The following is a 23,208-nucleotide window of genomic DNA, read 5'->3' as shown; positions in this document are numbered from 1 at the left end:
TGATAATGCAGGCAGGTTTTTATTGTAAGAAGTGTAAAGTGTTTATGTTTGTGCCTTTTTGTAGAAGATAAAATAATGGAAAGAGTTGCAGAAGTTAAAGTATTATTAGTGGAGAATGTTTGTGAAGTATGCAAAATCGGTACTATGCAGCAAACAGATATGCCCATATTATTAAGCAATCCTCCTAAGTGGGAACATAAATGCACCTACTGTGAACATCGGGACTGGTACACTCTTAAATATCCTTATCAGAAGTTTGAAAAAGTTAACTAATGCCAGATATTAACCGCGAATACGAAGCTCAACACCTGCAAAACCTCGCCTCCCAGCAAAAGCAGGTACAGGTCTTGTACTACGCGGTGCTAGATGAAGTATTCCGGGCCTCTACAGGTATCACCATCACCAATACTACCTTCCGCATTACCGATTACCCGGCTTTAAATAGTGCCATTACTCGCATTTTAACCGCCTTCCAGCAGCAATTAATGATTACCCTGGTAAATGGCATCCAAGGAGAGTTTAACCTGTCTACTGCCAAGAATCTAGCCCTTTTGGAACAGAAGTACGGTACCGTAGCAGAACCCGTAAAGCAAGCCTTCCGCAACCAACAAGCCTTTTCAAATTTTATCGCTCGCAAAACGCGTAGGCTCACCTTATCGGATAGGGTTTGGAACCTGACTAACCAACTGCAAGCGGAAATTGAACAAACCTTATTTGTCGGCTTATCCGAAGGGCAGAGTGCCGCCAAGATGGCCCAGGAAGCCAAACGATTCTTAAAAGAACCGGATAGATTGTTTCGGCGGCTACGGAACGCCAAAGGCAAATTGGTATTAAGTAAGCCGGCGAAATTGTATAAGCCTGGTGTCGGAATTTATAAAAGTTCCTACAAAAACGCTTTGAGATTATCTCGAACGGAAACTAATGCCGCATACCGGGCCGCTGATGGGGAACAATGGAAGAATACTAAGTTTGTATTAGGCTACGAAATTAAACTTTCCCGAAATCATCCTGCTTACGATATTTGCGATAATTTAGCGGGTGTTTATCCCGTAGATTTTGATTGGGTACATTGGCATCCCAACTGTATTTGTTATAAAATTCCAGTTCTTGCCTCTAAAGAACAGTACGATAAGTACGAGGATGCTTTATTAGTTGGAGAAGCAGATAAGTTTAAGTTTGAAGGTAGAATAAAAGATGTTTCTCCCGCTTTTAAAGCGTATGTAGCTGAAAACCGGGAGAAGATGGAAGGCTGGAAACAATTACCTAACTGGATGGTAGAAAATAAGCGATTTGTTAAGTCGGAATAATTAAATATGCTTACCAACTTTCTCCCTATAGGCAAGCGTTTGCATGGTAATGTGCATTCGATTTCTAAAGTCAGTTAGGTAACTCAATCGAAGTTGGTGTAATTTATCATTTAATTCCAGTTTATGCTTATAGGGATTAGAATGTTTTTTAATTCCTTTTTGCAAATCTTTTATATACTGCTGACAAAGAAGGACAGAAGCCCGTAGATTATCAGAAGGCATATTGGGTTTTCGACACGTTAATTGCATTACTTGTTCAAAACAATCACGTAGTATTTGTTGATTATTCAGGTAATTTATCTCCTCTGCATTCCTCATAAATACCTCTGCTTGTTCCGGTGTCATTTTATCTAAATAGAAACCGTCTTTTTTATAAAAACGGGGCACAGGTAGAATAATATTTATATTTGATTCAGTTGTTACCATACTTAAATATACGAATAACCCGCGATTAATGAAGCAGGTTTTAGAAAATTAACGTATATTCGCGTATGGGAACTAAACATTTTGCTCTAAAGAAAATAATCCTGGAAGACGGTAAAGAAATAGATTTGGATGCTTCCAATACCGTTGATTTATCTAGTGGGAATAACCGTCCTGTTTCCTCCTTGAGTGGTAATGCTCGCTTTAATTTTGAAACAGCGGATTTTACTCCTGAAACTTTGCAGGCAGCTTTTGGCGGTAGTGTGGTAGATGGTAATTGGATAGCCCCAGAACCAGTTAAACAAGATTATCCTGATAACGCCTGGGAAGTGTATTCTATTGAGGAAACTAAAATAACTTTTAGGAATTTAAATCAACCCGAAATTTTGAAAGGTATTGAATTTGAACCGGAACATAAACAATACTTTCTTCCCGTTATCGAACAGGGAGTAGGTGCCAAATTTCTGATAGAGGGTAAACCAAATTATTCTCCTTCTGCTGGTTATATGGGTTTCTCTGATACGGTTTTACCTAATCAAAATTAACGTATATTCGGGTATGAGTTATGCAATAGTTGCACTCTGCGTTGGTATTATTGTGGTAAGCCTTACCGCTTGCGTTTATTTTTCCCGGAAAGCGGCAGAAGGTCAGCTAGGCCAGGAAACGAAGTTTGTTATTTTAGCCGCTTCCAGTTTGTTAGGAGGAACGTTTACGGCAATATCTTTGGCAGTTAACTTTTTCAATTAATTCTTCTTTGTTCCTATTTTTAGCCGGTAGAAACTCACCTCTACCGGCTTTTTTGTGCCCTTTCCAATTTATTGTGTGCCTAATCTCAAACAGGCATCTCTTACCTCACTGGTCTTAGCTAGAATATGCACCCATAAAGATATTTTTAAGTTCTCAAGTTTGACGACTTAAAAACAAATGGCTGTATCAGAAGAACGCATTAAGGCTCGGTTTAAAGAACGCTTTAAAACGATTGCCTTAGCCAACAAAACGTTAGACGCATTTGCGGCTAAAGTTGCCCCTACCATTGTTGACGAAGCCGAAGATGGTGTCATTGATGCCCAATTAGATTTCTTTAACGGTTTACATCCGGACGGTGCATTTTTAACTATGCAGAAAGCCGATGATAAAGCGGTAAACGATAAGAAAAAGCAGGCACAAAACAACAACTCCGAAAATCAGCAATTCAATCAGCAAAATCAACAGCAACAACCTCCGGCAGAAATGCCTGATTGGTTTAAGCCTTTCGCTCAAAAGATGGAAGCACTTGAAACCGAAAAGGCACAAACTACTATCCAGCAAAAACTATCTACCCGCTTAAAAGACATTCCGGCCTTGTTTTACAAAGGTCGCTTGCCTAAAACGGAAGAAGAACTGGAAACCGTTGCTGCTGAGATTGAAGCTGATTATACCGCCTTTAAACAAGAAGCTGCCAATAGTAGCGCGAACGGAGGCCCGCCGCCGCGAGGAACGGGTATATCAACCGCCGATAACAAAGTTAGCCCGGCGATGAAACGGCTAATTGAAAGAGAAAAAGAAACTAAACAAGTTTAAAAATGGGATTAGGATATAATTATACCAAAAAGACCCTGAACGACATTCCCGTTTGGCAGCGTAACGGCGGTCAAATGAGTGCGGTGCAAGGTGGGTTCGGCTTAGACCGTACCGGCTTGCCCGATGGTTATGTCATTCCAGCCGGTTGCCCGATGATCGCTAACGAAACTACCCGACTGGCTAAGCCTTTGGTAGTAGGCACTGTAGTAGAAACGGCAGGCGGTTCGGCAACCACCTATAAAGTAAATAAAAACAGCCCTCTTGCAATCGGACAAAACTTTGCCGCTAAACCCGGTAATAAAGCTTATCCCATTACTGCAATCGACAAAACCAATGCGGATTACGATGTTGTTACCGTAGGCACCACTATTGGCGCAGTGAACGCGGGTGAACTGGTTTTTGCTTCCTCTACCACTGGCGCATCTAACTCTTCCTTTGGGGGTGTGAACAGCGTTAACTACGCGGATAAAATTGTAAGAGACGGAGAAAGTATTACTGTAGTAATAGCGAATCCGAACAATCCTCTGTACGCCAAGCGGGTGCCTTATTCCCCTGAATTAGAAGCTGCTTTGCCGCGCATTATTTACTCTCAATCACTCTAAGAAATGTCAAGAGCAACCAGTATATACCAAGAATTAATTCCCAATATGCACGTGGGAGCCGATATGCAAGCCTATATCGACAACTCCCAGGTAGCTTTATTTGGCCGTACCCTGTGGCGCAAATACTTAACGTGGGGAGTGAAAAAAGGAGAATTAAGCTTTGAAACCGTAGTAGGCAAAAGCCGTAATCCGGCCGCTGCTTCTATTGTAGATAAAAATTCACCGGCTCCATTACGTTCCCGGCCCGGAATCTCTTTTGTAAGCGGTAAAATACCGACCATGAAAGAGAAATTCGCCATGGATCAGGACGATTACCGTGCTATACAGAACCTCCGCAATTACATGTCAGGAGTAGAGTTAGAAGATGAAATTGCCCGTTTGTTGCAAAACGATGTGCAGGAAGTTTCTTTGTCTACGGATCTTCGATTGGATTACATGTTTTTGCAGGGTATTTCTACCCTCACAATCGATGTAAGTGTACTCAATAACCCGGACGGCGCAGTTTTCGGTACTATTCCGTTGTTACAGCCCGACGATATGGCTTCACACTTACTACCCGTAGTAAAAGTGTGGAGTGATGCAACTTCTGATCCGATTCAAGATATCCGAAACGTCGTTCAATCGGCTTCCAATACAAAAGGATTAGTATTTGATTCTATTTGGATGGATAACGCCAAATGGTTCCAATTATCCCAAAACGCCGCTTTAAAAGCTTATATCTCAGGCTATAATAACCCAGGCTCTAACGCCAAGTTTGTGGTAACCTTAGATCGGGTAAATGAATTTCTAGGTGCTAACCGCTTACCTACTATTAACTTACTAGATCAGGTAATCGGTATTGAAAGCATCGCTACCCAAGCCGATAAAGCTGCTCCGATTAAATACCAACGTCCTTTTGAAGCTAATAACGTGGTGTTTATGCCGGCCGGTCGTTTAGGCACGGTACACAATGCCTACGTGATTGAAGAAGCCGCGCCGGTAGCAGGTAAAACCTATGCCAAGTACGACCGCGCTTTAATCAAGAAATGGCGCGATGACGATCCCTGGAGAGAATATACCGAGATTGAATTAAACGCTTTCCCAGGTATTGAGGCAGCGGATAACATCTACGTGTTAAAAACTAACGTGGCGGCTTAATGACCAATACCAACAAAAAAGAACTGCAAGCCCGGGTTTCTTTATCTGCTACAGATGAGCTCTTATATAGTGCTTTAAACAGGAAAGAGGTAAAGTTAAATCCAATAACACCTTATTCCGATGAGGATGAGTTGAAAATGGATGTGGCGACTATTTACGTTTTGTTGGGATTAAGAAATACCGAAAGCGTCCAACAGGGAGGCTTTGACCTTAAGTCAAGAGAGGCCGCAATTAACAGCAACATTGTTCTTCTAGGCCTTAAAACAAATCGAATGGACTTGATTCCATTAGAGCTAAGGCCTGTAGAAAAGCCAAAACCAACTATCCGCAATATTTCGCACTTATGGTAAGCCAATACCCGCACCAGCTTTATTTCGATGCAGGGTATTATCCGGAAGCCCAAAAAGATGCGAACGGCCGCATTATCCAGCCTACGCGGGTTAATAACCCTCAAATACTGGATTGTAGAGCCGAAACCAACGATGCGGGGAGTGGGGCTAAAATAGTTACCACAACGGACGGAGAGCGGATAGATTTTGCCTTTACGGTGTTTTTGCCCAGTGGCACGGTGGATATTACAACGGGCACCAAAGTAGAAATAAAGCAAGGGAATTATCTGGTAGTCTCTGGTCAGGTGAAGCGGTACGAACGCGGCTTTTTTCACAATCGGTTCTGGATATGAAAGCCCAATTCAATCAAGCCAGTATCAACCGGATGCTGGAAAAACGCTTAGAAGGCTTGCACAACGCAGTGTTTTCTCGCTTGCAGTTAATCGGTTTAGAGTTCGTTCGCAATGCTCGCGAGTTTGGCGAGTACAACGACATTACCGGGAATCTACGCTCTTCTATCGGCTTTCTGATATTAAAAGACGGTCAAATAGTAGAAAACAACTTTCAGGCTGCGGACAAGGGAACAGACAGGGCCACGGGTATGGCCAGAGGTCAGGCTTTAGCCGAAGAACTAGCCGCTAGGCATTCAGCCGGTTATGTGCTAATTGTAGTAGCCGGTATGGAGTACGCCGCTAGTGTAGAGAGCAAAGGAAAAGATGTTTTAACGGGTAGTTCCTTAACGGCAGAAACGCAACTACAGGAAGCTATTCAGGCCATAGGAGCGAAAATTAGGTAATGGGATACACCTTATACGAAGTAGTAGATATTCTCTACCAACGCTTGCAAACAATCTTGGTAGGGCCAACTAAACCAACCGGGCAGATTTATCCGGACGGTAAAAGGCCGCTCAATTCTACTGCGGAAGATGTGGTGATAAATTCCCTGGCTCTGAACGAAGAGCAGGTGCAAAAAGGCGTGTTAAACGTCAACGTGTACGCTTTGAACCTGAACCACGATAATTCTTTACCTAATGGCATTCGCTTAAAACAGTTTGCCGCTTTATTAAGGCCCGGTTTAAAAGAGTTCTGGGCACCGGATGGCAGTTATACTTTTTTCCTGGAACAACAGAATCAATACGAAGAACCAGGCATTAACCAACATTATTTAAATTTTAGAATACGATTTCATTCACTCAACTTAAACAGTAACTAAAACCATGGCAGAATATACCTTTGGAATGGCAAAAATTTTATTAGGCACACCAGCCGGTGACGGAGGTATGTCTACCACGTTAACCGAAAAGTTTGGCTATACCAAGCCTGATTCGGTTTCCATTACCTCGGAAGAAGGCACCAAATCGGAAATCTTTATCGAAGAATCCGATACCGCTATTATCTCCCAGGACACACCCGGCGCCAAGCGGGTAAACTGGTCTACCTACAACACGGCACCCGAAGCCCTACAAGCGGCTTTTGGTGGTACGATAGTAGGTACCGGGGCGGCGAAAGTTTGGAACTCGCCCGAAAACTTACAACCGGTTATTTACTCCGTCCGCATTGAGGACAAAGCGAATCACTTCTGGGCCATGGCGAAAGTACAAGTAGTACCACGCCTGAACATTAACATCAACAAAAGCGATGCCGGTCAGATTGACTTTGTGGGTACCATCCTGATTCCGGATAAAGCCGGTGTATCTCCTATTGTTCGGGGTTATTTATCTTAAAGTTTAGCGAGTATGAAAATTAAAGTAAAAGATTCTACCTCTATCAGTGATGGGGGAGTAATTAAAACCGCCGAAAAGGGGCAAATTTTAGAAGTATCCGAACGAGTGGGAAAGTGGGAAGTTGCCGCCGAACGTGCAACCGAAGTGAAAGAAACGGAGAAACCTAAAAATTCTTAAACTGTTCAACCTTTAATTAAAAGGCTCCTGCTCCTGTAGTACGGAGCCTTTTTTAATTTCTAAAACTATGTACGCACTTGTAAAAGGGTACCAAAATCCCGGTGAAGATTGCCGGCAAATTGAATATAAAGAAATCGCCTGTGCCGAAGATCTATCGGAATTAGCCCAAACATTTTGTCAAGCTATCGGAGAATCTGAGGATGCAGTAGAAGATTATAAACGGTATTTAACTGAATGCCCTAAGGCCTTCTTATCCGTCGGGGAAGATACCAAGAGTTTATATGGCAAAGATTACGTTTATGTACATCCCCGTTCTGCAAAAAAAAGTTACGGGCCTTTATTACGTTTTATAGAGGTTTAATATGCAAGAAACCAGTCCTTTTGACCCTAAAATAGTACTCACCGAAGCAGTAGACACCCTGACGGAAAAACCATTGGTAGTGAAGATCGCCGTGGATCCGAAAACGTGGTATGAGAAAGTATACTGCTTTATTCGCCGCAAGCCACTAAATCGTAGATATACGATAAAGCCCATTAGTCCGGGGAATATGTACCGGTATTCGGCTTTAGCTATTCAGTTACCGCCAGATATGCTGACGGGTAACATGGCCGAGTGCTTAACCAAAGCGAGTGCCGAACACATGGACAAGTTTATTCGCATGGCCGCGATTGGCATTCAGAACAACGCAGAGGAACCGGAGGAAGAACTTTTACAGACTATCCGCTATCACTTTTCTTTAAAACATTTGAGCGTGATACTAGCGCATATCCGGATGCAGGTGCAGGTAGGGCAATCGGATTTTTTAACCTGTATCGTCTTGGTAAGAGGAGCGGAGATTCTGACAAGGACGAGCCCAGCGAAGGAGGAGATAATAGCCCCTTCAACAATCCCTGGCAGTTAATCGGCAGCTATCGCAAGTACTTTAGAGAATCCCGGGAAAAAGTACTATGGGGCATGTCCTGGGCTAACTTAGTCATGGATTTAGCTTCTATTCCGGATTATAAAACCAAAGAAGAGAAGAGTGCTCCAGAAAAGATTGAAATAACGGACGATAATTTAGCAGAAATAGATAAGCTTTTAGGTATTTAGTTATGGCAGATGCAGTAAATGTAAGTGGAGGCGAAGGGCTGTTTTTCGAAGCGGGTATTAACCTAGATAAATACGCCGAGGATTTGAAGAAAATGGTAGACGGCGCCGAAGATATGGGCGATACCGTTACGGGTGAATTTGGGAAGGTGATTAAACAAATCCAGGCCAACGAAAAAGCCTTGGAAGGAGTAGCCGATGCCTACCGCAATATCGGTAAAAATACAACCGGGGCTTTTTCGGGAGTAAACCAGGAAGTACAAGCGGCTATCCGGGCCTTTGAGGATTTAAATGCGCAGATTCAACGTGTTAATCTCGATAAGGTGCAATTGGGTGCTGATTACCAGGCCAAGACCATCAGTGCCCAGGCGTACCGGGAAGAACTAACCCGTTTAAACGCGTTGGAAGCTGATTTGAGTGCCGCACTGGCCCGGGAAGCACAAGCCTTGCAGCAGAACGAAGCGGTGCAAAAAGCGGCTACCCAAGCTATGCAAGAGCGTCGGGAGAAGATTGAAGCTTTGAATGCGGCTTACGATAAACTATCGGCTACCGATAAAGTATTGCCCGAAATCGGCGGCAAAATGAAGGAAGATATAGACGGTGCCGTGAATGAGTTGGCCCGTTTACACCAAGGTTTGTTAAGCCTGCAAAACTTTCCGCAAATCGAACTCAATACCCGCTTAGCTACTACGAATGTCAATCAACTGACTACCGATATAAACGAGCTAAAGCAGGCAGCAGGTTCCATGCCGGTTTTTACCCTGGGTGATCTGGAAAAAGAAAAGCAGAAATTCCGGGAGTTAGAGGCCGCTTTAGAAAAGTTGTCAGATACCGATATGGCAGCCGGTAAGGGAGATCAACTCTTAGCCGATATGGACCGGGTAGAAGAAAAGATTATTGCTATCAACAAAGCATTAACCACTACTCCTAGTTTAAATTTAGGCAACCTACCCGAAGCTCAGGCCCGGTTAGAAAGTTTACGGTTGTCTTACAGTCAGTTAACCGATGCCCAAAAAGACACCCCTCATGCCTTCGTTTTAACCAAGCAAATTGAGGAGGCTAAAAAAGTAGTTGATGAACTAATTGTCCAAACTGGTAAGATTGGCGATAACATTAACACTACGGGAATTTCCAAGGTTAAAAATGATTACCGCGAGTTGTTACAAATCCAGCGTGAACTTGGAACCGTTGAAAATTCTAAAATTAAAATTGAAACCGATTTTAAAGAGGGCGCCATTGATGCTAATGCGTACGCCTCGGCTTTAGCTAAACTGGAAGATGAGGAGAATGCATTAGTTACGGCCCTGGTAAAAACGAGTACAGAGCTAAGGAATAATAATGAATTCCAAAAAGCCGGGAAAGAATTAATAGAGGAGCAAACTAAAAGCCTGATTAAACTCAAGGCTGTTTACCAAAATTTACCCCAAAGCGCCAAGCTTGATCCGGAAGTAGGAGGTAGTTTTCAGAAAGACATAGCTGAGATTGAGCAAAGTATCACTCGGGTGAAAGCCATTCTGGAAGGTACCAGTACCATTGATGGTTTTAATAAAAGCGAACAGGGTGGCCAACAGTTTCGAAAATCTATTCAGCAGTTGGAAATAGAGTGGCAATCTTATGACGCCATCGTCAAAAAAGCCACAGATCCAGCTACGATTAAAAAGTATGTTGGTGAAATGAGTCGAGTAACCAAGGAAATGCAAGCCATCAAGAATGTTGGTAAAGATGGGTTTGATGCAATGGGACGTCCAATGAAGGAGCAGATGGGCTACTTGCAGAAGTTGGAAAAACTAGCTCAGCTTTATCGAAAAGCAATAGCAGAGGCAACCAACCCTGAACTCATTACCAAGTACAACCGCAAATTACAAGATACGGAAGGTATAATCGAAAGAACTAAAAATAAAGGCAAGGCTGGATTTGACGAATTTGGTAATGCCATTGATAAAAATATCAGTGGATTAAGCCGGTTTAAATCGGTACTAGGCAATGTTGCTGGGGCTTTGGGCTTAGTGGGTTTAATAGATTCAGCAGTACAATTATCAAGGGAGTTGTTTGATGTAGCGGTAAAAGCTTCTGGAATTGACCGGGCCTTTGCTAAAATTGGCGATGCCTCCTACCTGCAAAAGTTACGGGAAGAAACCAAAGGCTTTATTAGTGATTTTGACCTGGAACGGTTAACGGTAAAGGCTAATAACCTTAAAATCCCATTGAAAGATATGGGTACGTACTTACTTTTTGCAAGTGAGCGCGCTAAAGAAACGGGAGAATCCGTTGATAAACTTACTAATGATATTGTAGAGGGTTTGGGTAAAGAATCCCTTCGGATCATTGATAACTTAGGTATTTCCCAAAAAACCGTCCGGGAAGAAATGAAAAAAGGCGGTACCATGGCCGAAGCCGTAGGCCGGATCATGCGTCGGGAAATGGGAGAAGCCGGGGTCGAGGTAGATACTTTAGCGGATAAAACCAACCGCATGAGTGTTACCTGGGATAACGCGAAAAAATCAGTATCCGGCTTTTTTACGCGATTATTCAATCCACAGGGAGCGAATGATCAGGTAATTGGAGCCCTGACGAAAAGGGCCATGGACCAAATCGGCAATATTGAAAAACAATCGGCTGACCAAAGAAATAAAACTATTGAAGATCAGAAAAAGAAGGTAGCGGAACTTTCCAAAGCTTATCAGGAAGCGAAAACATCCATTACTATTAACGATGGTGGCCGGTCCGAAAGAATGGCTAAACAAGCCGGGGAAGAATTAGTAGCGGCAAGAAATGTGCTGGATGCCTTAAAAAAACAGAATTTAGAGGCAGAAAAGAAGCAAAGAATTGCCGCGGGTAATTTAAGTATCGCCGAAGCAGAAGAAAGATTAGCTATCTCGCAACAAAGTTTGCAAGACACGAACGACCCGACAGAGCGTAAAAGATTCCAGAAACAGGTAGATGAATATACGGCTCAATTAGAAGTATTACGGCGGAGCGGTAATGCAGAGTTTGGCAAACTGCTTTCGGATGTCGAAACGAACTACCAAAAACTGCTTGATTTAGCGGCTAACAAACAAGATCTAGATGCACTTAAGAATGGTTTAGAAGCTCGAATCAATAGTTTAGCCCCGGGTGATAAGAAAATAGGCGAATTACGGAAGAAATTAGTAGCGGTAGAAAAGCTAATAGAACAATACGACCCGGATAAAAAGAAAAAAGGCAGCGGAACGACCAACGATTATTTAAAAAGATATGAGGATATGATGCAAAAGCTGGATAACCTCAAAAATAAGTACGCCACCAAAAACATGACGCCCGAAGATGGTGAGGTGCAGAACATCCGGAATGAATTTAAAAATTTAGCCACCGACATTGCTCAATTTAACCGCGACCCGAAGAATAAGATAAAAATTAAAACCGAAGGTCTGGAAGAACTACGGGACCAGGTAATCAGTGATTTACGTTACCGTCAAGATACTGAAAAACTAAAAATTGAAACCGAACGGCAAAAGCAAATTTTTGTGGATTATGAAGAGTTTAAAACCCAAACCACCAAAACGGAAGCTGATAAACGTTATCAAAGTGATTTAAACGGATTGGCTAATTATGGCGAGTATCTGCAAAATGAAATCGCTAAAATAGACACCACTTCGAATGATGCAGATGTGCAGGATAGGTATAAAGCTTTAAAGGAGCAAGCTAAGGAGTACTATAATTCCCAAAAGGAACTACGCAAGCAGGACTTTATTGCGGCTTATCAGGAAACCATTTCCTATGCCCAAAAAGTCCAGGCGATTAATGAACAGTACGCCAAAAAAGCGCAGGCCATCCGGGATAACAGCCCCGGGCAGAATGTTGATAATCAAATCGCCCAACTGAACAAAAACAAACAGGCGGCCATTGATGCAACGAAAGATGAGTATTTCCAGCGAACTGCCCTTTATAAGAAGCTCAATCAAGACATTATCCGGTACACCGACCAACAAGCCAAAGCGCAGATCAATGCTATCAAAACAGCCTTAAAAGCGAATGAAGATATCGCCCCAGAGTTACGAAAAGAGTTAGAAGAAACGTTAGGGAAATTAGAGTTCCGCGTAAAAGTGGGGGTTGATAAGTCTTATAAAAAAGAACTACAAGAACAAAAGCGTTTAATTGAGGAAACCTTAAAAACTCAAAAACTTTCTACTGCTGAGTACGCCAAACAAACGGAAAACTTGGCTCGGGTAAATGACCAGTTAGCTAATATTCAAGCTGAGAACTTTGCTAAAATTGGGGATTATACCGGAAAGATTGCTGGTAATTTGAAAGAAGCCGGGGATTTGATCAGTAAGTTTGACCAGAAAGCAGGCAAGGCCATTAATACCGTAGCTGACTTAGCAGCGAGTGCCGCGCAAATTTTTCAGGGAGCTTCTACGGGAGATCCATTTGCTATTATTTCGGGAGGTATTGGACTGATGACCACCTTTACCGAAATGATGGATAAAAGTGCAGAAAGGCAAGCAGCTTACCAGGAAAGGCAGGAAAAAAGCCTGAAACGAGCCAAGGATGCTATTGCCGAAATGAACCGCTTATTAGAAAACGGTGCCCGGCAGATTGAAAAAGCGTTAGGAGTAGAAAAGATAGCTGCTTATCGCCGTCAGTTGTCTTTAATTCAATCGGATATGCTGGCCACGATTGATAAAATTAACGGGGTAGAGTTATTCATTAATGCCGAACGAGGAATTGTTAAGTACCAAGCGGCCCTTAAAAAATTAAACGATACCATTGGGGGCGATCAGGGTAGACCAGACAGAGGCACTAACTCCGGACGGGATATTAACGGCAATCCGGTTACCGTTAACCCCGGAGTGGAACAACTGGAAAGCCAATTAAAAACAATTGATGAAGTAATCGCCGCTAACCGGGCGGCTATTGAGGACTTATACACACAAATGTCCTCTGGCCGTTTAAAAGGCAACGTAGAAGAATTGCGGGAGTTATTGGGTAACTATGAGGATTTACAAGACCAATTAGACCAGTACCGCGCCAAGGTGCAGGAAACCGTAACTGGTACCACTTTTTCAGCAATTGTTGATTCTTTGGCCGATGGTTTTAAGAATGGCTTACGTTCGGCGGCCGACTTTGCCCAAAGTTTTGAGGAGATGATGAAGACCGCCATCATTCAATCCTTAAAGATGCAAGCTTTGGAGGCGCCGCTAAAAGCGTTTTACGACCAGTTGGCTTTAGATTCCGAGAGTGGGGGTAGCTTAGACGAGGGAGAAATAGAAAAACTCCGGGAAATGTATCAATCCATCATTACCAATGCGGGTAAACAGTTTGATGAACTGCAAAAAATAGCAGGCTTAGACTTTAGTAAAGCTACGGGTTCCGATGATGCTAATACTTTGAAAGGTGCGATTCGCCGGGAGCTCACTGAGGAAACAGGACAACTTTTAGCCTCCCAATGGGGTGCTCAAAGAATTATTCAACTCGAACAATTGGAAGTTCTCAAAGATGTGCGTGCGTTGGTAGCTATTTTGGCTGGTAATCCGGACCTACCGCAATCAGATGGAACTGGTTTAATCCCTTCCGAGGTACAGGGTAAATCGGGTGATTTCTATGAATGGAGTAAAGGACTAGTTGCCGGTTTAGGAGATAAACTAGACTTAACAACCCTTAATTTTGAAACGGTAAAAGGTAACCAAATTTTAGAAACTTTAGCTTCTAAATTTAGCGATGGATTTACTTTTGATGCCGCGAAAGTAACCGAGGCTCTTGCCAATAATACGCAAGTTACGCAGCCTACCAATGCCGTTTTCTCTCAAATGGATGAAAAGCTAGGGCAAATAGCGGAATATACCCGAATAAGTTCTGAGGCCACAAAAGTACTACCCCTTGCCGTAGAATATCTTAAGTCTATGGATGGTAAGATGAAAGCCGGAACTGGAATTACAGAACAAGATCAATTACGCTCCAATGGATATACCGGCAGACCTGGCCGCGGATAAAAAGAGGTCTCCCACATCGGGAGGCTTCTTTTTATTCTGGCATATACTCACTTAAGGCATCGTGTTCTTTTTTATACCTAAAATGACCATCAATAATAGTTATTTTTTCAAATCCCATTCCAAACCACTTTTTATATAATCCTTGAGTTTCAAATTTCCTATCCCAAACATCGTTAAAAAGAATATTAGAAATTTGTAGGTTTTCACTTGAATCGCCGTTTATAGCAATATCTACTTCCATGCCGGCATCTAAGAAGTTATTGCGCAATTCTTCTTTGTAATAACTTCTATCAAATGCGGTGTATTTCTTTTTTTCTTCTACACAGGAAATTAAAAGTGGAATAAGGGCTAGTAGTATCAATTTTCTCATACCCCTAAATAAACAAAAAAAGCTCCAAACTAAAAAGGCTGGAGATTAGAGGCAGGAAAAGGTTAAACAACAGTGGCAGGAATTGAACCTGCTGCTACCAGGCGCGGCCCCAGGGGCGTATGGTCCTCTACCGGTGAGGTACAACCGTTACTTTAACCTTTCCTTAATTTCATCCAGCAAAGGCGTTAGCAGGTTGATTTGGAAATATACCCAGCTTTCATATTCCTGGTAAATCTTATCCGATACCCGCCAATCCATAGTGGCGTTATTTCGTTTTAAAAACTCCTGATGCTTGGCGATGATTTGCCGTAAGGTTCTATCGCAACTTTCCAGTTCTTCTTTAGTAGGATCATCTTTGCTAATTTTACTCAACGCTTTAGAAATAGCCGCTTCCGTCATTTGCTTTGTTTTCTGAAAATGCTGGTAGTTTTCGGCTAGTGTTAACCCGGTCAGCATCATTAGATGTGCTTCTTCCGGGTCTAAATCTTCCATTTTATAAGTAGTCATGGTTATTAGTCTTAATTGTTACCTATCCGCTTCTACATGCTGGATGTAAATTTCCGGAATTAGAAAGTTTGTTTCTTCGTGCCACTCCCAATCTACATGCATGACATACCACCTTTGTCCGAGAATAACTTCGGGTAGTTTACCTTTAAATAATTTATCAATACCCTCCATGTATTCACCTTTGCGGGGTAAAAAGGGTAGTTCCCATTCAGTAGTTAATTTTAATGGTTCGTTGTAATTCATAAAACTACCGTCGATATAAAATGCTACTTTCATCTTATTTTCTGCTTTGTATAAATGCCCGGACAAAATACGCCAGCACAATAATGGCCAGTATAAAGCCGGGTATGTCGTACCAGTGAAAGTTATCCATTAGACGTAAAATCTTTAAATAATGATTGAGCCAGGAAACGGTCAATTTCTTCTTGCGTGACTTTGCCTAATACGGTTAAGGCCATTAGATACCATTCCTGTATTCGGTACAATTCACCCGTAGGAGAGTAATTAAATATTTGCTGGGCGGTGGCAAACTTTCCGTCTACTTCTAAGATTTGTGCCTCTTCAATTAGGGCACACATATCTTTAAAGGTGCCGGGAGCAGTTAAGAATCTATTGAATTCCATAACAGGTAAGTTATCCATTATTCCGCGTATGGGTTTATAATGTGAAAGATAGAAGTATTCCCGTTTCTACGTAAAACGTTAACGGTACTAGCATCCCAATTAGCGATGTTGGCGTACCGATTGTCCGGGTCAGAGGCATATTTCCCGATTACAAACCGGCATACCATGGGCGCGTAGGTACCCGTAGGAACACGTTTGTAATAGAATAAGTAAGACCATTCGGGATTAGTCTTATCTTTGCGTACAAAGTACACGTTATCCGGAGCGTTCTTAGAACTTAAATTTAAAGCCGGCTTACTAGATGGCCTTTTAATGCTAACTAATCGTACCTCTCCTTCCCAGGGGGATTTTATCTGCAAGCTATCGTAAACAAGAACGGTGTAGCTTATTCCGGGCACTATTTCTTGCGTAATCGGGTCCGTAAAAGTGGTATCGGCAATTCGCCGGTATTCTAGGGTTATACCTAAAGGCCGGTTTTCGTAAACGACACTATCATAAACCGCGTTAGAATTTATAGAAATACGGGGCTGTACCAATTCCTCTGAGGCGTTAGGTGTACAGGCAAATAGTAATAGTAAAGCGAGTAGGTAGATAGTTGAGCGCATACCGGATGGGTTTAAATACTATATACTGGTTAAGTTGTTTTTGTTACCGGAGAAATCTATTGTTTTCAAATTCTATTAACTGCCTGGCATACTCTTCTGCCGCAAATTCAATAGCAGCTTCTGTATCACCGTAATATTCGCGTTTAGCTTTTAGGATTTCTTGAAAATTAGGTTCTTTATTTTCCTTGTAAGAATTAGGTCCATAACGTTCAATCCATTCGCGCCGTGCTTTTTTTAGCTTTTCAACTGGGTCATTGTATTTGCCAAATTTATAATAAGGCTTTAATTCGTTATTCTCTTCCATCTTACTTAGGTTCTATTTTATAACTAAACTCTGGAAACTTCTTCTCTAGCCAGTCTTTCCACCCTTCCGCTTTCTCCAGGCTCTTAAACTCAAAGGCGCTATCCAGATGTGGGGTAGTTTGCAATACGTTTGGCTTTACCATTAAATCAAAGGCACAGTAATACTTAGTTTCTTCATCTTTGATAGCGGTAATGATGTATTCGGGCATATCCTTTATTATTTTACCACTGGTGTTAGATATTTAGTAAATCTGCTGCATAAACAACAATTTCATTCTCCGGGAATCCATCTTGGTAAGTTAAGTCGGATTCATTAGCAATATGGTAACCTCGTTTGGTATACCAGTTAGTTAAAGCTTTCCCATTTTTTTCAAAATAAGTCAAATCATCCTCATCTTCGCCGCCACCCACCTGATAAAAAAGAGTGCGCGCTTCCCAACCATGCGCTTTTAGCCATTCATCTGTAATTAATTCTTCTTCCATATCTTTTTAGTTACTGGTGTTACCTCGCCCATTCAGAATTACTTTTAAGCATCCGTAATATGGCCGGGAATAAATGCGATAAAACATTTGCAGATAAACCGTTCTTTTCTGCCACAACGCCTAAATAATTAGCTAAAACAGCCTCTTCCTCTTCGTTATCATTAAACAACCAATTTTGAACCAACTTATTAGCAGGTCTTATAGTCCTTACGCCTTTTTTATAGTTATAATTTACTATTTGCTGATCTTCCATATATTATTTGTTACTGGTGTTAAGAGAGAGGGCGTTAAAATGGGTTAGGAAAACATTGCAATTCTAACATTCATACCGCCCTCATTGTAACGGCCTGTTTTTAATTTTATTGATGTTTCAGCGACAATGAATACTGTATCCCTCCTTATATTATATGCGTAAAGACTTTTTAATTCTTGCTTAATGTCTGGTTCATCTCCAATGCCTTTCAAATGCTTTTCATAACCATCCAGTATTTCATAGAATGTTATTTTGTCAAGCAAATTTATTCTATAATCAAAATCACATGACATATAAATAACTCTTTTGTCCTTTATTTTATATTCAAAAGTAATATTCATAGAATTAAAATCTATATTTCTTCAAAACAGGTAATAGTTTAGCTTTTCTAGCCTCAGTTAATTTTAATTCCCCTTTCAGAATCTTATTCAAATACCCTTGCGGTAAACCTGATTCTTCTTCTATCTGCCGGCCAGTAGGTATCTGGTTACGTTTTTCTTCGTTACTTGCCAGGAAGGAAGATAAGCTTTCCAAGTTTAATTCTGTCATAGGCGAGGTAAAAAATCCGGAACACTGACGCGGTTCCGGTTCACGCTTACGGCCGTAAGTGCCATGGACAAAAGCTGTAGCGGGCTCCCTTTCGGGTATAACCACTCTTGCCTTGTGCATCCTCACTTGCTACTAGTGCCGATTCCCTCGCTTGCGCTTCTATCGGGCCATCTGTGACATATTCATCGTCTTGGGGTTGAGCCTCCTACTGGACTTGAACCAGCGACCTGCTCATTACGAATGAGCTGCTCTACCAACTGAGCTAAAGAGGCAAAATTAAGGGTTACCACGACTCAGCTTTCCCTCAAACTCGCTAAGCGCCTGTGGCTGGCACTAACCTTCAATGCGACATAAGGTTAGTGTTCTTCTGTTCTCTCCGGGGCCAGGTAGTAACTCGTAAAACCTGTTGACCTTTAGAAAAGTCGCAAAGAATCGTAATCAGGGTAGGAATCGAACCTACAAACTTCGGTACTGTAATCGTTAGCTACTCGAATACATCTCTCACCTGCCGTTGCCTTATTGAGTACGTGCGCATCTTCCAGTTTCTGCCACCTGATTATAAAGTAAAGATATATAATTATACGCAAACTTGCAAAGACTGTTGCAACTATTTTATTTTTCTATTCCTTCTATTATTAGAGGATACTTCTATCTTTGAGATTCACCTAAAAAAGAAATTGTATGACTAAAGAACAATGGCAGGAGTTGTATAAAAATTTAGATGCTATATACAGCGAATATTCAACTGCCTACTACAAATATGAAAAAGGTAAAAATAAACAAATAAGAGCTTCAGGGGAAAGAGATGTGGATTCTTTATTAAATAAAGCAAATTTTTATATTAAAAAAAATACTGAAGTTTATAATTTACTTACAGGTGGTGAAAATAATACTGATACAGGAAGGATATACAACTATGATGATTTTATAAAATCCTGGCATTTTCAAGGAGCATTAGCCGATTTCTTGGATGTTATAAAAGAGAAAATTGAAAGTTTTGACAAAGCTTAAAATACTCGCCACCTTCGCCTTTATGTGCCTGACCTCCTTAGCTATGTGCTTGTTTGTGCTGGTAGTGCAAATACCATTAAGTTTGATTGGGATGCTATTTTGGGATGATAAAACCTTTGGAGAAGTAGTGGAGAAGGTTTACCAAAATATTCCGCAAGTAAATCGGTAACAAAAAAAGCCCGGACTACTATCCGGGCTTTACTTTTTAATTTTTCTTCTGCCTCTTACCGTTTGGGCATGTCTTTCCCGGACGAATACCCCGCTTTTGGACTAGTTTTAAGTTATGCCACTAAAGGCGACTTATGGCTGCTGCATCCGGAAGATATTTTCTAAACAACCTCGATATATTTGATACCTACGGCGTTTTTGTGCGGGATGGGAGCAAAGATTTTCTTTCGTTACCCAAACGCAAAGATTCGCTTACCTACTCCTGGCCGGAAGAAAACGGTACCGAGGTTGATTTAGCCCATCCCACTTTTGAGGACAAGGAAGTAACGCTGAAATGCGGCTTTCTGGCTGCTACGGATACCGAGTTTAAGAATAAACGCAAAGCCTTTATTGAAGCCATTGCCGCTCCCGGTTGGCAGGTATGGAAGATAATTGACCATTCCACCGAGTACAGTGTCCGCTACGTGGATTCGGGTAATTGGGAGAAAACCAGCCGCCGTTTACGCAACGTGCCCCAGGTGATTGTACTATTTGACTTACAATTAGTGGTTTCGAACGAAATCGAAATCAACGTGCCCGAGACAGGCGGACCTGGTTTGCCGGTAACCATCAAAAACGCTTTAGGGCAAACGATAGCCACTGTACCCGCAGGAGGGGCTTTACAGATAACCTCCGATTTTGCATTCGGCCTTAACATTCAAACCTTATGAGCAAGTTAACGAAAGCCGAATTTATCGCGAAGTGGGCCGTTAAATTTGCTCCTAACGGCATGGCTGCTATTAACGGGGGAACCTTTCAGGAATGGGCCGCTGATATTAAAGATAGTTTCGCGACCGAAACGGCAATAGGCGATTACCTGCCTAAATCTTCCGTTAAGGGGGTATTATCTGAGTCGACTACCGACGTACCTAACATGAAACTCGTCTACGAGTTAATGGCGGACTTAGGGGAAGAAATAGGCAAAGGGATATTAAGTATATCGGTTGGCAATAATACTTTCCACCCGGAAGCTTTAACCGGCAATCTGGAAATGCCTTGGCATGCAGGTACGCACTCCAAAGACGGCAACGACCCGCTTTCGCCGGGAGATATTGGGGCAGAACCCGCAATAACCAACAAAGGCACCGCTTTTAATAAAGATTTTGGTACTGCTTCAGGCACCGTGATGCAGGGTAATGACAGCCGGGTAACGGGTGCCTTGCCAAGAGCTGATGTATTAAACGCGCCCGGACAAAATACCGATAAAACCCTTAGCCAAAAGTATATTTCTGACCAGTTCCAAGGCGTAGCTTTGGCGATTCAGAATATATCTACCGTTACCAATGGCTTAAGCGCCGGGGCGGTACTACTCACCCATTTAAGCCAGGAAGTGCTGGATTATATCGGCACCAATAGCGGTGGTAGTGGGGGAACAGGGGCTAGGATTGCGGATTTAGTGTACACCAATACGAATTCTTTTGCCTTGCCAACGGGCTACCCGCAGGTAGACAAAGTAATTATTTACAATGCCTTAGTTCCTCGTATTTTATACGACGCCCAATTTACACGGGCAGCAGGTTCTGACCAGATTGTATTTACCACGACTTTACTGGCCGGGGATGTGCTTTCAGTTATTCCGGTGCGGAGCGGGGGTGCCACCACTGGAAGTAATTACACTCTACCCGATGCGAGTAAAACCGGTAAGGGAGGCGTTACTTTATCCGTTGTTCCTTTACTGGCATCCGCTCCCATTGCGGTAGGGGATAACGACCCCAGATTAACGACCGAAGCCCAGCAGCTCTACCAACTGGACCTGAACCCAGATATAAACACGACTTCCAATAGTATCGCCATTAAAGGCAAAGTAGCGACGGTTGTAGCGGATGCTTTGAATAACTACGATGCCACGGCTATCCCGCTAACCAACTACACTTATGAATATAAGCTGAATTTTGCCGCTAACTGGACAACCGCTAGCACCGTAGCGGCTTTGCAAACGGCCATTGCCACTACTTCCGATACCCAGATTATGCACGTGCGTGCCATCAATACGGTAACGCTGGTACCCAATTCTTTGCTGCTCACCATTAGGAAAATATAGCGATGCGAGCAGTCCAGATAAGAGATAATCAAACGGAAAAAGATTGGGTAAACGTGGAGAACATGCTTTATCTAAAACCTTCCCAATACGTAAATATTCCGCTGGTAAATCAACCGGAGCGAATGGAGCCGTTTTTTGATTTAACTAAACCCTTTACTTTAATGGTAACGGTGGTACTAAAAAACGGCCGGTTATACCTCAAACAACTACAAGACACGGCCAACAACACCGTTACCGGCTGGGATTTGGAATATACGGGCAGCACTTTATCTTTTAATCTTCGCAACGCTTACGGCACTTTAAGTTCGGGCAGGAGAGCCTGGCAGGCTTCTATTGCTTTACCCAATAACCTGGCGCAAAAGATTCTGTTTTGCAATGTGAATACGAGTGCTTACTTTATTGTCAACCGCAAAGTATACCCAGCGACCGTAGGCGGTTCGGGTACTTTTACCTCGGTAGCGGTTAATACTAGCCCTATTCGCCTGGGAGAACGCTACAACAAGACGGAGTATTCTGATAGCTATTACTCCAATTTAGCTTTCTTTAACCGGGAAATTACCCTGACCGAAAGCGAGTTGTTTTTTAAAGAAATTGGGATAGTGCCTAAATTTCTGCACCCGCATGGTATCGAATACTGGACCTTTAATCATAGAAGTGGTAAAAAAGCCTGGGATTCGGTAGAGTTATTTAATTACGCCAAACCCCAATACATTCAAGACCCTACTTTAGACAAAGGACTGAGTGAGTTTACCGTTACCAATCCGGGGAACGCGACGATTGTGTATGATACCGTGGCCAATTCGGTTACATTAACGCAAACCGTTTCCACTTCGGCGCAAAATCAAACCCACCTGATTTGTAACAGCCCTCTAACGTTAGCCGGTGGAACCTACACGATTGAATTAGATTTAGAGAATAACAATACCACCGTTCAGGTCCGGATTGGCAACGTTATAGATTTATTTGTGGGAGCCGGTACCCGCAGGAAAGTAAAACTGTTTTTTTCTTCCGCAGCGCGCACTACCAACTTGTTTTTTAATGCAGGAGGCAGCGGCGACGTTGGGGCAAGTTTTACCCTGTACGGAATTAAGGTATACGTTACGGCTTACGGACCACCCTTAAATGCGAATCACGGCGATTTGGTAAATTTTAGCGATGCGGAAGCCGCCCTTGCCTGGGTAGATTATTACACCAAATCCGCCATCAACCGGGTGAGCAACGGGCTGGAAGTCAAAACGGGCTTTCCCGAAATACAGAACGGCCTGTTACTCGATGCGACCCATACGATTAGCTTCCCTCTCTCGGGAACGGTAATCAACTCTTTTAAAGGCTACGCCGTGCAAGCCTACCACGTAAAAGCGGGACAAACCTTACAACCGGGCGAGAAAATAACCCTGGAAAATAACGGATTGTACGCTAATCCTTCTAAATCCATTCGCCGCAAACTGGATGCTTATTATTTGTTTAATTTAATTGATAGCGGCAATAAGATTCTGGATTTAATTGGATCGAACCACGCTACGCTTTCGGGTAGTGGCTTTACTCTCACTCCTTTAAATAATCTACGCTGATGCTTTATACTTTCTCCTATAATAACAAAGACTTTACGGCGCAGATTGGCCAAACGCCGCGCTACCTCCAGGTGAACGACTTTTCCGGACCTTTAACCCGCTATCAAATTAAAGACGTGCGCATCGCCATGGACTTAGAAACTATCACGGTAGAATACATCCCGGTTTTAGTCGACGTACACGGCGAGATTCGCTCGGCGGGAACCATTACCACCTTTACCGCGACTACGCAAGAGAACTGGCAGTATTTCTACGATAATGCCCGTTCGGGAGAGGCGATTGAGAAAATGATATTGAACGGCCTGCTAATCCATTTAGAAGGCATCACCTTGTTTAACCCTGTAACCGGCGAAGTAGAAGCCCCTGAATAA

Annotated in this window: 34 protein-coding genes and 2 tRNA genes; 22 read left to right on the top strand and 14 right to left on the bottom strand. The window is 42.6% G+C overall.

Translation table 11 applies throughout. From position 1 onward, the window contains the following. Positions 1 to 272: 272 nt before the first annotated feature. Positions 273 to 1,307, top strand: a complete 1,035-nt coding sequence (locus AHMF7605_RS11865; RefSeq protein ID WP_106929571.1) for a hypothetical protein — start codon at positions 273 to 275, stop codon at positions 1,305 to 1,307. Here AHMF7605_RS11865 and AHMF7605_RS11860 read toward each other — a convergent pair whose 3' ends face one another. Beyond that, positions 1,308 to 1,733: a hypothetical protein gene (locus tag AHMF7605_RS11860; RefSeq protein WP_106929569.1), complete on the bottom strand. Its 426-nt coding sequence runs from the start codon at positions 1,731 to 1,733 to the stop codon at positions 1,308 to 1,310. Between the two features lie 65 nt (positions 1,734 to 1,798). On the opposite strand from AHMF7605_RS11860, the gene AHMF7605_RS11855 reads away from it, so the two are divergent. From AHMF7605_RS11855 to AHMF7605_RS11795, 15 genes are all read left to right on the top strand, one after another. Continuing rightward, the gene (locus AHMF7605_RS11855) at positions 1,799 to 2,275 is read left to right on the top strand and encodes a hypothetical protein (protein ID WP_106929567.1); all 477 of its coding nucleotides are present in this window, start codon (positions 1,799 to 1,801) and stop codon (positions 2,273 to 2,275) included. A gap of 13 nt (positions 2,276 to 2,288) precedes the next feature. Beyond that, positions 2,289 to 2,477, top strand: a complete 189-nt coding sequence (locus tag AHMF7605_RS11850) for a hypothetical protein (RefSeq protein WP_106929565.1) — start codon at positions 2,289 to 2,291, stop codon at positions 2,475 to 2,477. Positions 2,478 to 2,654: 177 nt separating this feature from the next. After that, a complete protein-coding gene (locus tag AHMF7605_RS11845) occupies positions 2,655 to 3,290 on the top strand; it encodes a hypothetical protein (protein ID WP_106929563.1) in 636 nt (211 codons plus the stop codon). A 2-nt stretch (positions 3,291 to 3,292) separates the two neighbouring features. Further along, positions 3,293 to 3,892: a hypothetical protein gene (locus AHMF7605_RS11840; RefSeq protein WP_106929561.1), complete on the top strand. Its 600-nt coding sequence runs from the start codon at positions 3,293 to 3,295 to the stop codon at positions 3,890 to 3,892. A 3-nt stretch (positions 3,893 to 3,895) separates the two neighbouring features. Next, entirely contained in the window at positions 3,896 to 5,029 is a 1,134-nt protein-coding gene (locus tag AHMF7605_RS11835; RefSeq protein WP_106929559.1) for a major capsid protein, read from the top strand. After that, the gene (locus AHMF7605_RS11830; RefSeq protein WP_106929557.1) at positions 5,029 to 5,379 is read left to right on the top strand and encodes a hypothetical protein; all 351 of its coding nucleotides are present in this window, start codon (positions 5,029 to 5,031) and stop codon (positions 5,377 to 5,379) included. Before AHMF7605_RS11835 ends, AHMF7605_RS11830 begins: the two co-directional genes overlap by 1 nt. Further along, positions 5,373 to 5,711, top strand: a complete 339-nt coding sequence (locus AHMF7605_RS11825) for a hypothetical protein (protein ID WP_106929555.1) — start codon at positions 5,373 to 5,375, stop codon at positions 5,709 to 5,711. The genes AHMF7605_RS11830 and AHMF7605_RS11825 overlap by 7 nt, the downstream gene beginning before the upstream one ends. Then, positions 5,708 to 6,154: a hypothetical protein gene (locus AHMF7605_RS11820; protein WP_106929553.1), complete on the top strand. Its 447-nt coding sequence runs from the start codon at positions 5,708 to 5,710 to the stop codon at positions 6,152 to 6,154. Before AHMF7605_RS11825 ends, AHMF7605_RS11820 begins: the two co-directional genes overlap by 4 nt. Beyond that, complete coding sequence (locus AHMF7605_RS11815; RefSeq protein WP_106929551.1) at positions 6,154 to 6,570, top strand: hypothetical protein; 417 nt, start codon at positions 6,154 to 6,156, stop codon at positions 6,568 to 6,570. Before AHMF7605_RS11820 ends, AHMF7605_RS11815 begins: the two co-directional genes overlap by 1 nt. A gap of 4 nt (positions 6,571 to 6,574) precedes the next feature. Continuing rightward, positions 6,575 to 7,081, top strand: a complete 507-nt coding sequence (locus AHMF7605_RS11810; protein ID WP_106929549.1) for a hypothetical protein — start codon at positions 6,575 to 6,577, stop codon at positions 7,079 to 7,081. A 12-nt stretch (positions 7,082 to 7,093) separates the two neighbouring features. Then, positions 7,094 to 7,258: a hypothetical protein gene (locus tag AHMF7605_RS29720; RefSeq protein ID WP_158267502.1), complete on the top strand. Its 165-nt coding sequence runs from the start codon at positions 7,094 to 7,096 to the stop codon at positions 7,256 to 7,258. A gap of 67 nt (positions 7,259 to 7,325) precedes the next feature. Beyond that, positions 7,326 to 7,619 carry a hypothetical protein gene (locus tag AHMF7605_RS11805; RefSeq protein WP_106929547.1) on the top strand — a complete coding sequence of 98 codons (294 nt, stop codon included), beginning with the start codon at positions 7,326 to 7,328 and terminating at the stop codon, positions 7,617 to 7,619. 1 nt (position 7,620) lies between these two features. After that, positions 7,621 to 8,160, top strand: coding sequence for a hypothetical protein (locus AHMF7605_RS11800; RefSeq protein ID WP_106929545.1), 540 nt, complete (start codon positions 7,621 to 7,623; stop codon positions 8,158 to 8,160). Between the two features lie 53 nt (positions 8,161 to 8,213). Next, positions 8,214 to 8,348 (top strand): hypothetical protein, encoded by a 135-nt coding sequence (locus tag AHMF7605_RS30800; protein ID WP_262512343.1) that lies wholly within the window; start codon positions 8,214 to 8,216, stop codon positions 8,346 to 8,348. 2 nt (positions 8,349 to 8,350) lie between these two features. Continuing rightward, positions 8,351 to 14,314 (top strand): hypothetical protein, encoded by a 5,964-nt coding sequence (locus AHMF7605_RS11795; RefSeq protein WP_106929543.1) that lies wholly within the window; start codon positions 8,351 to 8,353, stop codon positions 14,312 to 14,314. A 31-nt stretch (positions 14,315 to 14,345) separates the two neighbouring features. On the opposite strand, the gene AHMF7605_RS11790 is transcribed toward AHMF7605_RS11795, so the two are convergent. From AHMF7605_RS11790 to AHMF7605_RS11735, 13 genes are all read right to left on the bottom strand, one after another. Further along, the gene (locus tag AHMF7605_RS11790; RefSeq protein ID WP_106929541.1) at positions 14,346 to 14,684 is read right to left on the bottom strand and encodes a hypothetical protein; all 339 of its coding nucleotides are present in this window, start codon (positions 14,682 to 14,684) and stop codon (positions 14,346 to 14,348) included. Positions 14,685 to 14,751: 67 nt separating this feature from the next. Further along, positions 14,752 to 14,833: transfer RNA gene (locus AHMF7605_RS29715), tRNA-OTHER, on the bottom strand. Further along, on the bottom strand, positions 14,832 to 15,191 hold the full coding sequence (locus AHMF7605_RS11785) for a hypothetical protein (protein WP_106929539.1): 360 nt from the start codon (positions 15,189 to 15,191) through the stop codon (positions 14,832 to 14,834). The genes AHMF7605_RS29715 and AHMF7605_RS11785 overlap by 2 nt, the downstream gene beginning before the upstream one ends. Before the next feature lie 18 nt (positions 15,192 to 15,209). Then, entirely contained in the window at positions 15,210 to 15,467 is a 258-nt protein-coding gene (locus tag AHMF7605_RS11780) for a hypothetical protein (protein WP_106929537.1), read from the bottom strand. Between the two features lie 89 nt (positions 15,468 to 15,556). Further along, on the bottom strand, positions 15,557 to 15,814 hold the full coding sequence (locus tag AHMF7605_RS11775) for a hypothetical protein (protein WP_146153576.1): 258 nt from the start codon (positions 15,812 to 15,814) through the stop codon (positions 15,557 to 15,559). A 17-nt stretch (positions 15,815 to 15,831) separates the two neighbouring features. Next, complete coding sequence (locus tag AHMF7605_RS11770) at positions 15,832 to 16,419, bottom strand: hypothetical protein (RefSeq protein WP_106929533.1); 588 nt, start codon at positions 16,417 to 16,419, stop codon at positions 15,832 to 15,834. Between the two features lie 43 nt (positions 16,420 to 16,462). Then, on the bottom strand, positions 16,463 to 16,723 hold the full coding sequence (locus AHMF7605_RS11765) for a hypothetical protein (protein WP_106929531.1): 261 nt from the start codon (positions 16,721 to 16,723) through the stop codon (positions 16,463 to 16,465). A gap of 1 nt (position 16,724) precedes the next feature. Next, positions 16,725 to 16,931, bottom strand: a complete 207-nt coding sequence (locus tag AHMF7605_RS11760) for a hypothetical protein (protein ID WP_106929529.1) — start codon at positions 16,929 to 16,931, stop codon at positions 16,725 to 16,727. 25 nt (positions 16,932 to 16,956) lie between these two features. After that, the gene (locus AHMF7605_RS11755) at positions 16,957 to 17,205 is read right to left on the bottom strand and encodes a hypothetical protein (RefSeq protein WP_106929526.1); all 249 of its coding nucleotides are present in this window, start codon (positions 17,203 to 17,205) and stop codon (positions 16,957 to 16,959) included. A 19-nt stretch (positions 17,206 to 17,224) separates the two neighbouring features. Next, positions 17,225 to 17,458: a hypothetical protein gene (locus tag AHMF7605_RS11750; RefSeq protein ID WP_106929524.1), complete on the bottom strand. Its 234-nt coding sequence runs from the start codon at positions 17,456 to 17,458 to the stop codon at positions 17,225 to 17,227. Positions 17,459 to 17,502: 44 nt separating this feature from the next. Next, a complete protein-coding gene (locus AHMF7605_RS11745; protein ID WP_106929522.1) occupies positions 17,503 to 17,799 on the bottom strand; it encodes a hypothetical protein in 297 nt (98 codons plus the stop codon). Positions 17,800 to 17,803: 4 nt separating this feature from the next. Continuing rightward, positions 17,804 to 18,127, bottom strand: coding sequence for a hypothetical protein (locus tag AHMF7605_RS11740; protein ID WP_106929520.1), 324 nt, complete (start codon positions 18,125 to 18,127; stop codon positions 17,804 to 17,806). A gap of 79 nt (positions 18,128 to 18,206) precedes the next feature. Beyond that, positions 18,207 to 18,279: transfer RNA gene (locus tag AHMF7605_RS11735), tRNA-Thr, on the bottom strand. Positions 18,280 to 18,688: 409 nt separating this feature from the next. Between AHMF7605_RS11735 and AHMF7605_RS11730 the strand changes: the two genes are divergently transcribed. The 6 genes from AHMF7605_RS11730 to AHMF7605_RS11710 all read left to right on the top strand — a co-directional run bounded on the left by AHMF7605_RS11730 (position 18,689) and on the right by AHMF7605_RS11710 (position 23,208). Next, positions 18,689 to 19,018 (top strand): hypothetical protein, encoded by a 330-nt coding sequence (locus tag AHMF7605_RS11730; RefSeq protein ID WP_106929518.1) that lies wholly within the window; start codon positions 18,689 to 18,691, stop codon positions 19,016 to 19,018. Beyond that, the gene (locus AHMF7605_RS29480; protein ID WP_146153575.1) at positions 19,005 to 19,187 is read left to right on the top strand and encodes a hypothetical protein; all 183 of its coding nucleotides are present in this window, start codon (positions 19,005 to 19,007) and stop codon (positions 19,185 to 19,187) included. Before AHMF7605_RS11730 ends, AHMF7605_RS29480 begins: the two co-directional genes overlap by 14 nt. A 133-nt stretch (positions 19,188 to 19,320) precedes the next feature. Next, positions 19,321 to 19,896 (top strand): hypothetical protein, encoded by a 576-nt coding sequence (locus AHMF7605_RS11725; RefSeq protein ID WP_146153574.1) that lies wholly within the window; start codon positions 19,321 to 19,323, stop codon positions 19,894 to 19,896. Beyond that, a complete protein-coding gene (locus tag AHMF7605_RS11720; RefSeq protein WP_106929514.1) occupies positions 19,893 to 21,266 on the top strand; it encodes a hypothetical protein in 1,374 nt (457 codons plus the stop codon). The genes AHMF7605_RS11725 and AHMF7605_RS11720 overlap by 4 nt, the downstream gene beginning before the upstream one ends. A 2-nt stretch (positions 21,267 to 21,268) precedes the next feature. Beyond that, complete coding sequence (locus AHMF7605_RS11715) at positions 21,269 to 22,837, top strand: hypothetical protein (RefSeq protein WP_106929512.1); 1,569 nt, start codon at positions 21,269 to 21,271, stop codon at positions 22,835 to 22,837. Continuing rightward, the gene (locus AHMF7605_RS11710) at positions 22,837 to 23,208 is read left to right on the top strand and encodes a hypothetical protein (protein WP_106929510.1); all 372 of its coding nucleotides are present in this window, start codon (positions 22,837 to 22,839) and stop codon (positions 23,206 to 23,208) included. The genes AHMF7605_RS11715 and AHMF7605_RS11710 overlap by 1 nt, the downstream gene beginning before the upstream one ends.

The sequence above is a fragment of the Adhaeribacter arboris genome, from assembly GCF_003023845.1.
GTDB classification, from domain to species: domain Bacteria; phylum Bacteroidota; class Bacteroidia; order Cytophagales; family Hymenobacteraceae; genus Adhaeribacter; species Adhaeribacter arboris.
This window is presented reverse-complemented; position numbering and strand designations above follow the sequence as displayed.

What these genes read in the sequence shown, in the direction of transcription:
- AHMF7605_RS11835 (WP_106929559.1), top strand. Translation starts at nt 3,896, where the DNA reads ATGTCAAGAGCAACCAGTATATACCAAGAATTAATTCCCAATATGCAC.
- AHMF7605_RS11815 (WP_106929551.1), top strand. Translation starts at nt 6,154, where the DNA reads ATGGGATACACCTTATACGAAGTAGTAGATATTCTCTACCAACGCTTG.
- AHMF7605_RS11770 (WP_106929533.1), bottom strand. Translation starts at nt 16,419, where the DNA reads ATGCGCTCAACTATCTACCTACTCGCTTTACTATTACTATTTGCCTGT.
- AHMF7605_RS11810 (WP_106929549.1), top strand. Translation starts at nt 6,575, where the DNA reads ATGGCAGAATATACCTTTGGAATGGCAAAAATTTTATTAGGCACACCA.
- AHMF7605_RS11820 (WP_106929553.1), top strand. Translation starts at nt 5,708, where the DNA reads ATGAAAGCCCAATTCAATCAAGCCAGTATCAACCGGATGCTGGAAAAA.
- AHMF7605_RS11855 (WP_106929567.1), top strand. Translation starts at nt 1,799, where the DNA reads ATGGGAACTAAACATTTTGCTCTAAAGAAAATAATCCTGGAAGACGGT.
- AHMF7605_RS11760 (WP_106929529.1), bottom strand. Translation starts at nt 16,931, where the DNA reads ATGCCCGAATACATCATTACCGCTATCAAAGATGAAGAAACTAAGTAT.
- AHMF7605_RS11785 (WP_106929539.1), bottom strand. Translation starts at nt 15,191, where the DNA reads ATGACTACTTATAAAATGGAAGATTTAGACCCGGAAGAAGCACATCTA.
- AHMF7605_RS11825 (WP_106929555.1), top strand. Translation starts at nt 5,373, where the DNA reads ATGGTAAGCCAATACCCGCACCAGCTTTATTTCGATGCAGGGTATTAT.
- AHMF7605_RS11775 (WP_146153576.1), bottom strand. Translation starts at nt 15,814, where the DNA reads ATGGAATTCAATAGATTCTTAACTGCTCCCGGCACCTTTAAAGATATG.
- AHMF7605_RS11780 (WP_106929537.1), bottom strand. Translation starts at nt 15,467, where the DNA reads ATGAAAGTAGCATTTTATATCGACGGTAGTTTTATGAATTACAACGAA.
- AHMF7605_RS11740 (WP_106929520.1), bottom strand. Translation starts at nt 18,127, where the DNA reads ATGCACAAGGCAAGAGTGGTTATACCCGAAAGGGAGCCCGCTACAGCT.
- AHMF7605_RS11800 (WP_106929545.1), top strand. Translation starts at nt 7,621, where the DNA reads ATGCAAGAAACCAGTCCTTTTGACCCTAAAATAGTACTCACCGAAGCA.
- AHMF7605_RS11755 (WP_106929526.1), bottom strand. Translation starts at nt 17,205, where the DNA reads ATGGAAGAAGAATTAATTACAGATGAATGGCTAAAAGCGCATGGTTGG.
- AHMF7605_RS11805 (WP_106929547.1), top strand. Translation starts at nt 7,326, where the DNA reads ATGTACGCACTTGTAAAAGGGTACCAAAATCCCGGTGAAGATTGCCGG.
- AHMF7605_RS11860 (WP_106929569.1), bottom strand. Translation starts at nt 1,733, where the DNA reads ATGGTAACAACTGAATCAAATATAAATATTATTCTACCTGTGCCCCGT.
- AHMF7605_RS11715 (WP_106929512.1), top strand. Translation starts at nt 21,269, where the DNA reads ATGCGAGCAGTCCAGATAAGAGATAATCAAACGGAAAAAGATTGGGTA.
- AHMF7605_RS11795 (WP_106929543.1), top strand. Translation starts at nt 8,351, where the DNA reads ATGGCAGATGCAGTAAATGTAAGTGGAGGCGAAGGGCTGTTTTTCGAA.
- AHMF7605_RS11750 (WP_106929524.1), bottom strand. Translation starts at nt 17,458, where the DNA reads ATGGAAGATCAGCAAATAGTAAATTATAACTATAAAAAAGGCGTAAGG.
- AHMF7605_RS11850 (WP_106929565.1), top strand. Translation starts at nt 2,289, where the DNA reads ATGAGTTATGCAATAGTTGCACTCTGCGTTGGTATTATTGTGGTAAGC.
- AHMF7605_RS11845 (WP_106929563.1), top strand. Translation starts at nt 2,655, where the DNA reads ATGGCTGTATCAGAAGAACGCATTAAGGCTCGGTTTAAAGAACGCTTT.
- AHMF7605_RS29720 (WP_158267502.1), top strand. Translation starts at nt 7,094, where the DNA reads ATGAAAATTAAAGTAAAAGATTCTACCTCTATCAGTGATGGGGGAGTA.
- AHMF7605_RS11710 (WP_106929510.1), top strand. Translation starts at nt 22,837, where the DNA reads ATGCTTTATACTTTCTCCTATAATAACAAAGACTTTACGGCGCAGATT.
- AHMF7605_RS11730 (WP_106929518.1), top strand. Translation starts at nt 18,689, where the DNA reads ATGACTAAAGAACAATGGCAGGAGTTGTATAAAAATTTAGATGCTATA.
- AHMF7605_RS11765 (WP_106929531.1), bottom strand. Translation starts at nt 16,723, where the DNA reads ATGGAAGAGAATAACGAATTAAAGCCTTATTATAAATTTGGCAAATAC.
- AHMF7605_RS11865 (WP_106929571.1), top strand. Translation starts at nt 273, where the DNA reads ATGCCAGATATTAACCGCGAATACGAAGCTCAACACCTGCAAAACCTC.
- AHMF7605_RS11720 (WP_106929514.1), top strand. Translation starts at nt 19,893, where the DNA reads ATGAGCAAGTTAACGAAAGCCGAATTTATCGCGAAGTGGGCCGTTAAA.
- AHMF7605_RS11790 (WP_106929541.1), bottom strand. Translation starts at nt 14,684, where the DNA reads ATGAGAAAATTGATACTACTAGCCCTTATTCCACTTTTAATTTCCTGT.
- AHMF7605_RS11840 (WP_106929561.1), top strand. Translation starts at nt 3,293, where the DNA reads ATGGGATTAGGATATAATTATACCAAAAAGACCCTGAACGACATTCCC.
- AHMF7605_RS30800 (WP_262512343.1), top strand. Translation starts at nt 8,214, where the DNA reads ATGTCCTGGGCTAACTTAGTCATGGATTTAGCTTCTATTCCGGATTAT.
- AHMF7605_RS11830 (WP_106929557.1), top strand. Translation starts at nt 5,029, where the DNA reads ATGACCAATACCAACAAAAAAGAACTGCAAGCCCGGGTTTCTTTATCT.
- AHMF7605_RS11745 (WP_106929522.1), bottom strand. Translation starts at nt 17,799, where the DNA reads ATGAATATTACTTTTGAATATAAAATAAAGGACAAAAGAGTTATTTAT.
- AHMF7605_RS11725 (WP_146153574.1), top strand. Translation starts at nt 19,321, where the DNA reads ATGGCTGCTGCATCCGGAAGATATTTTCTAAACAACCTCGATATATTT.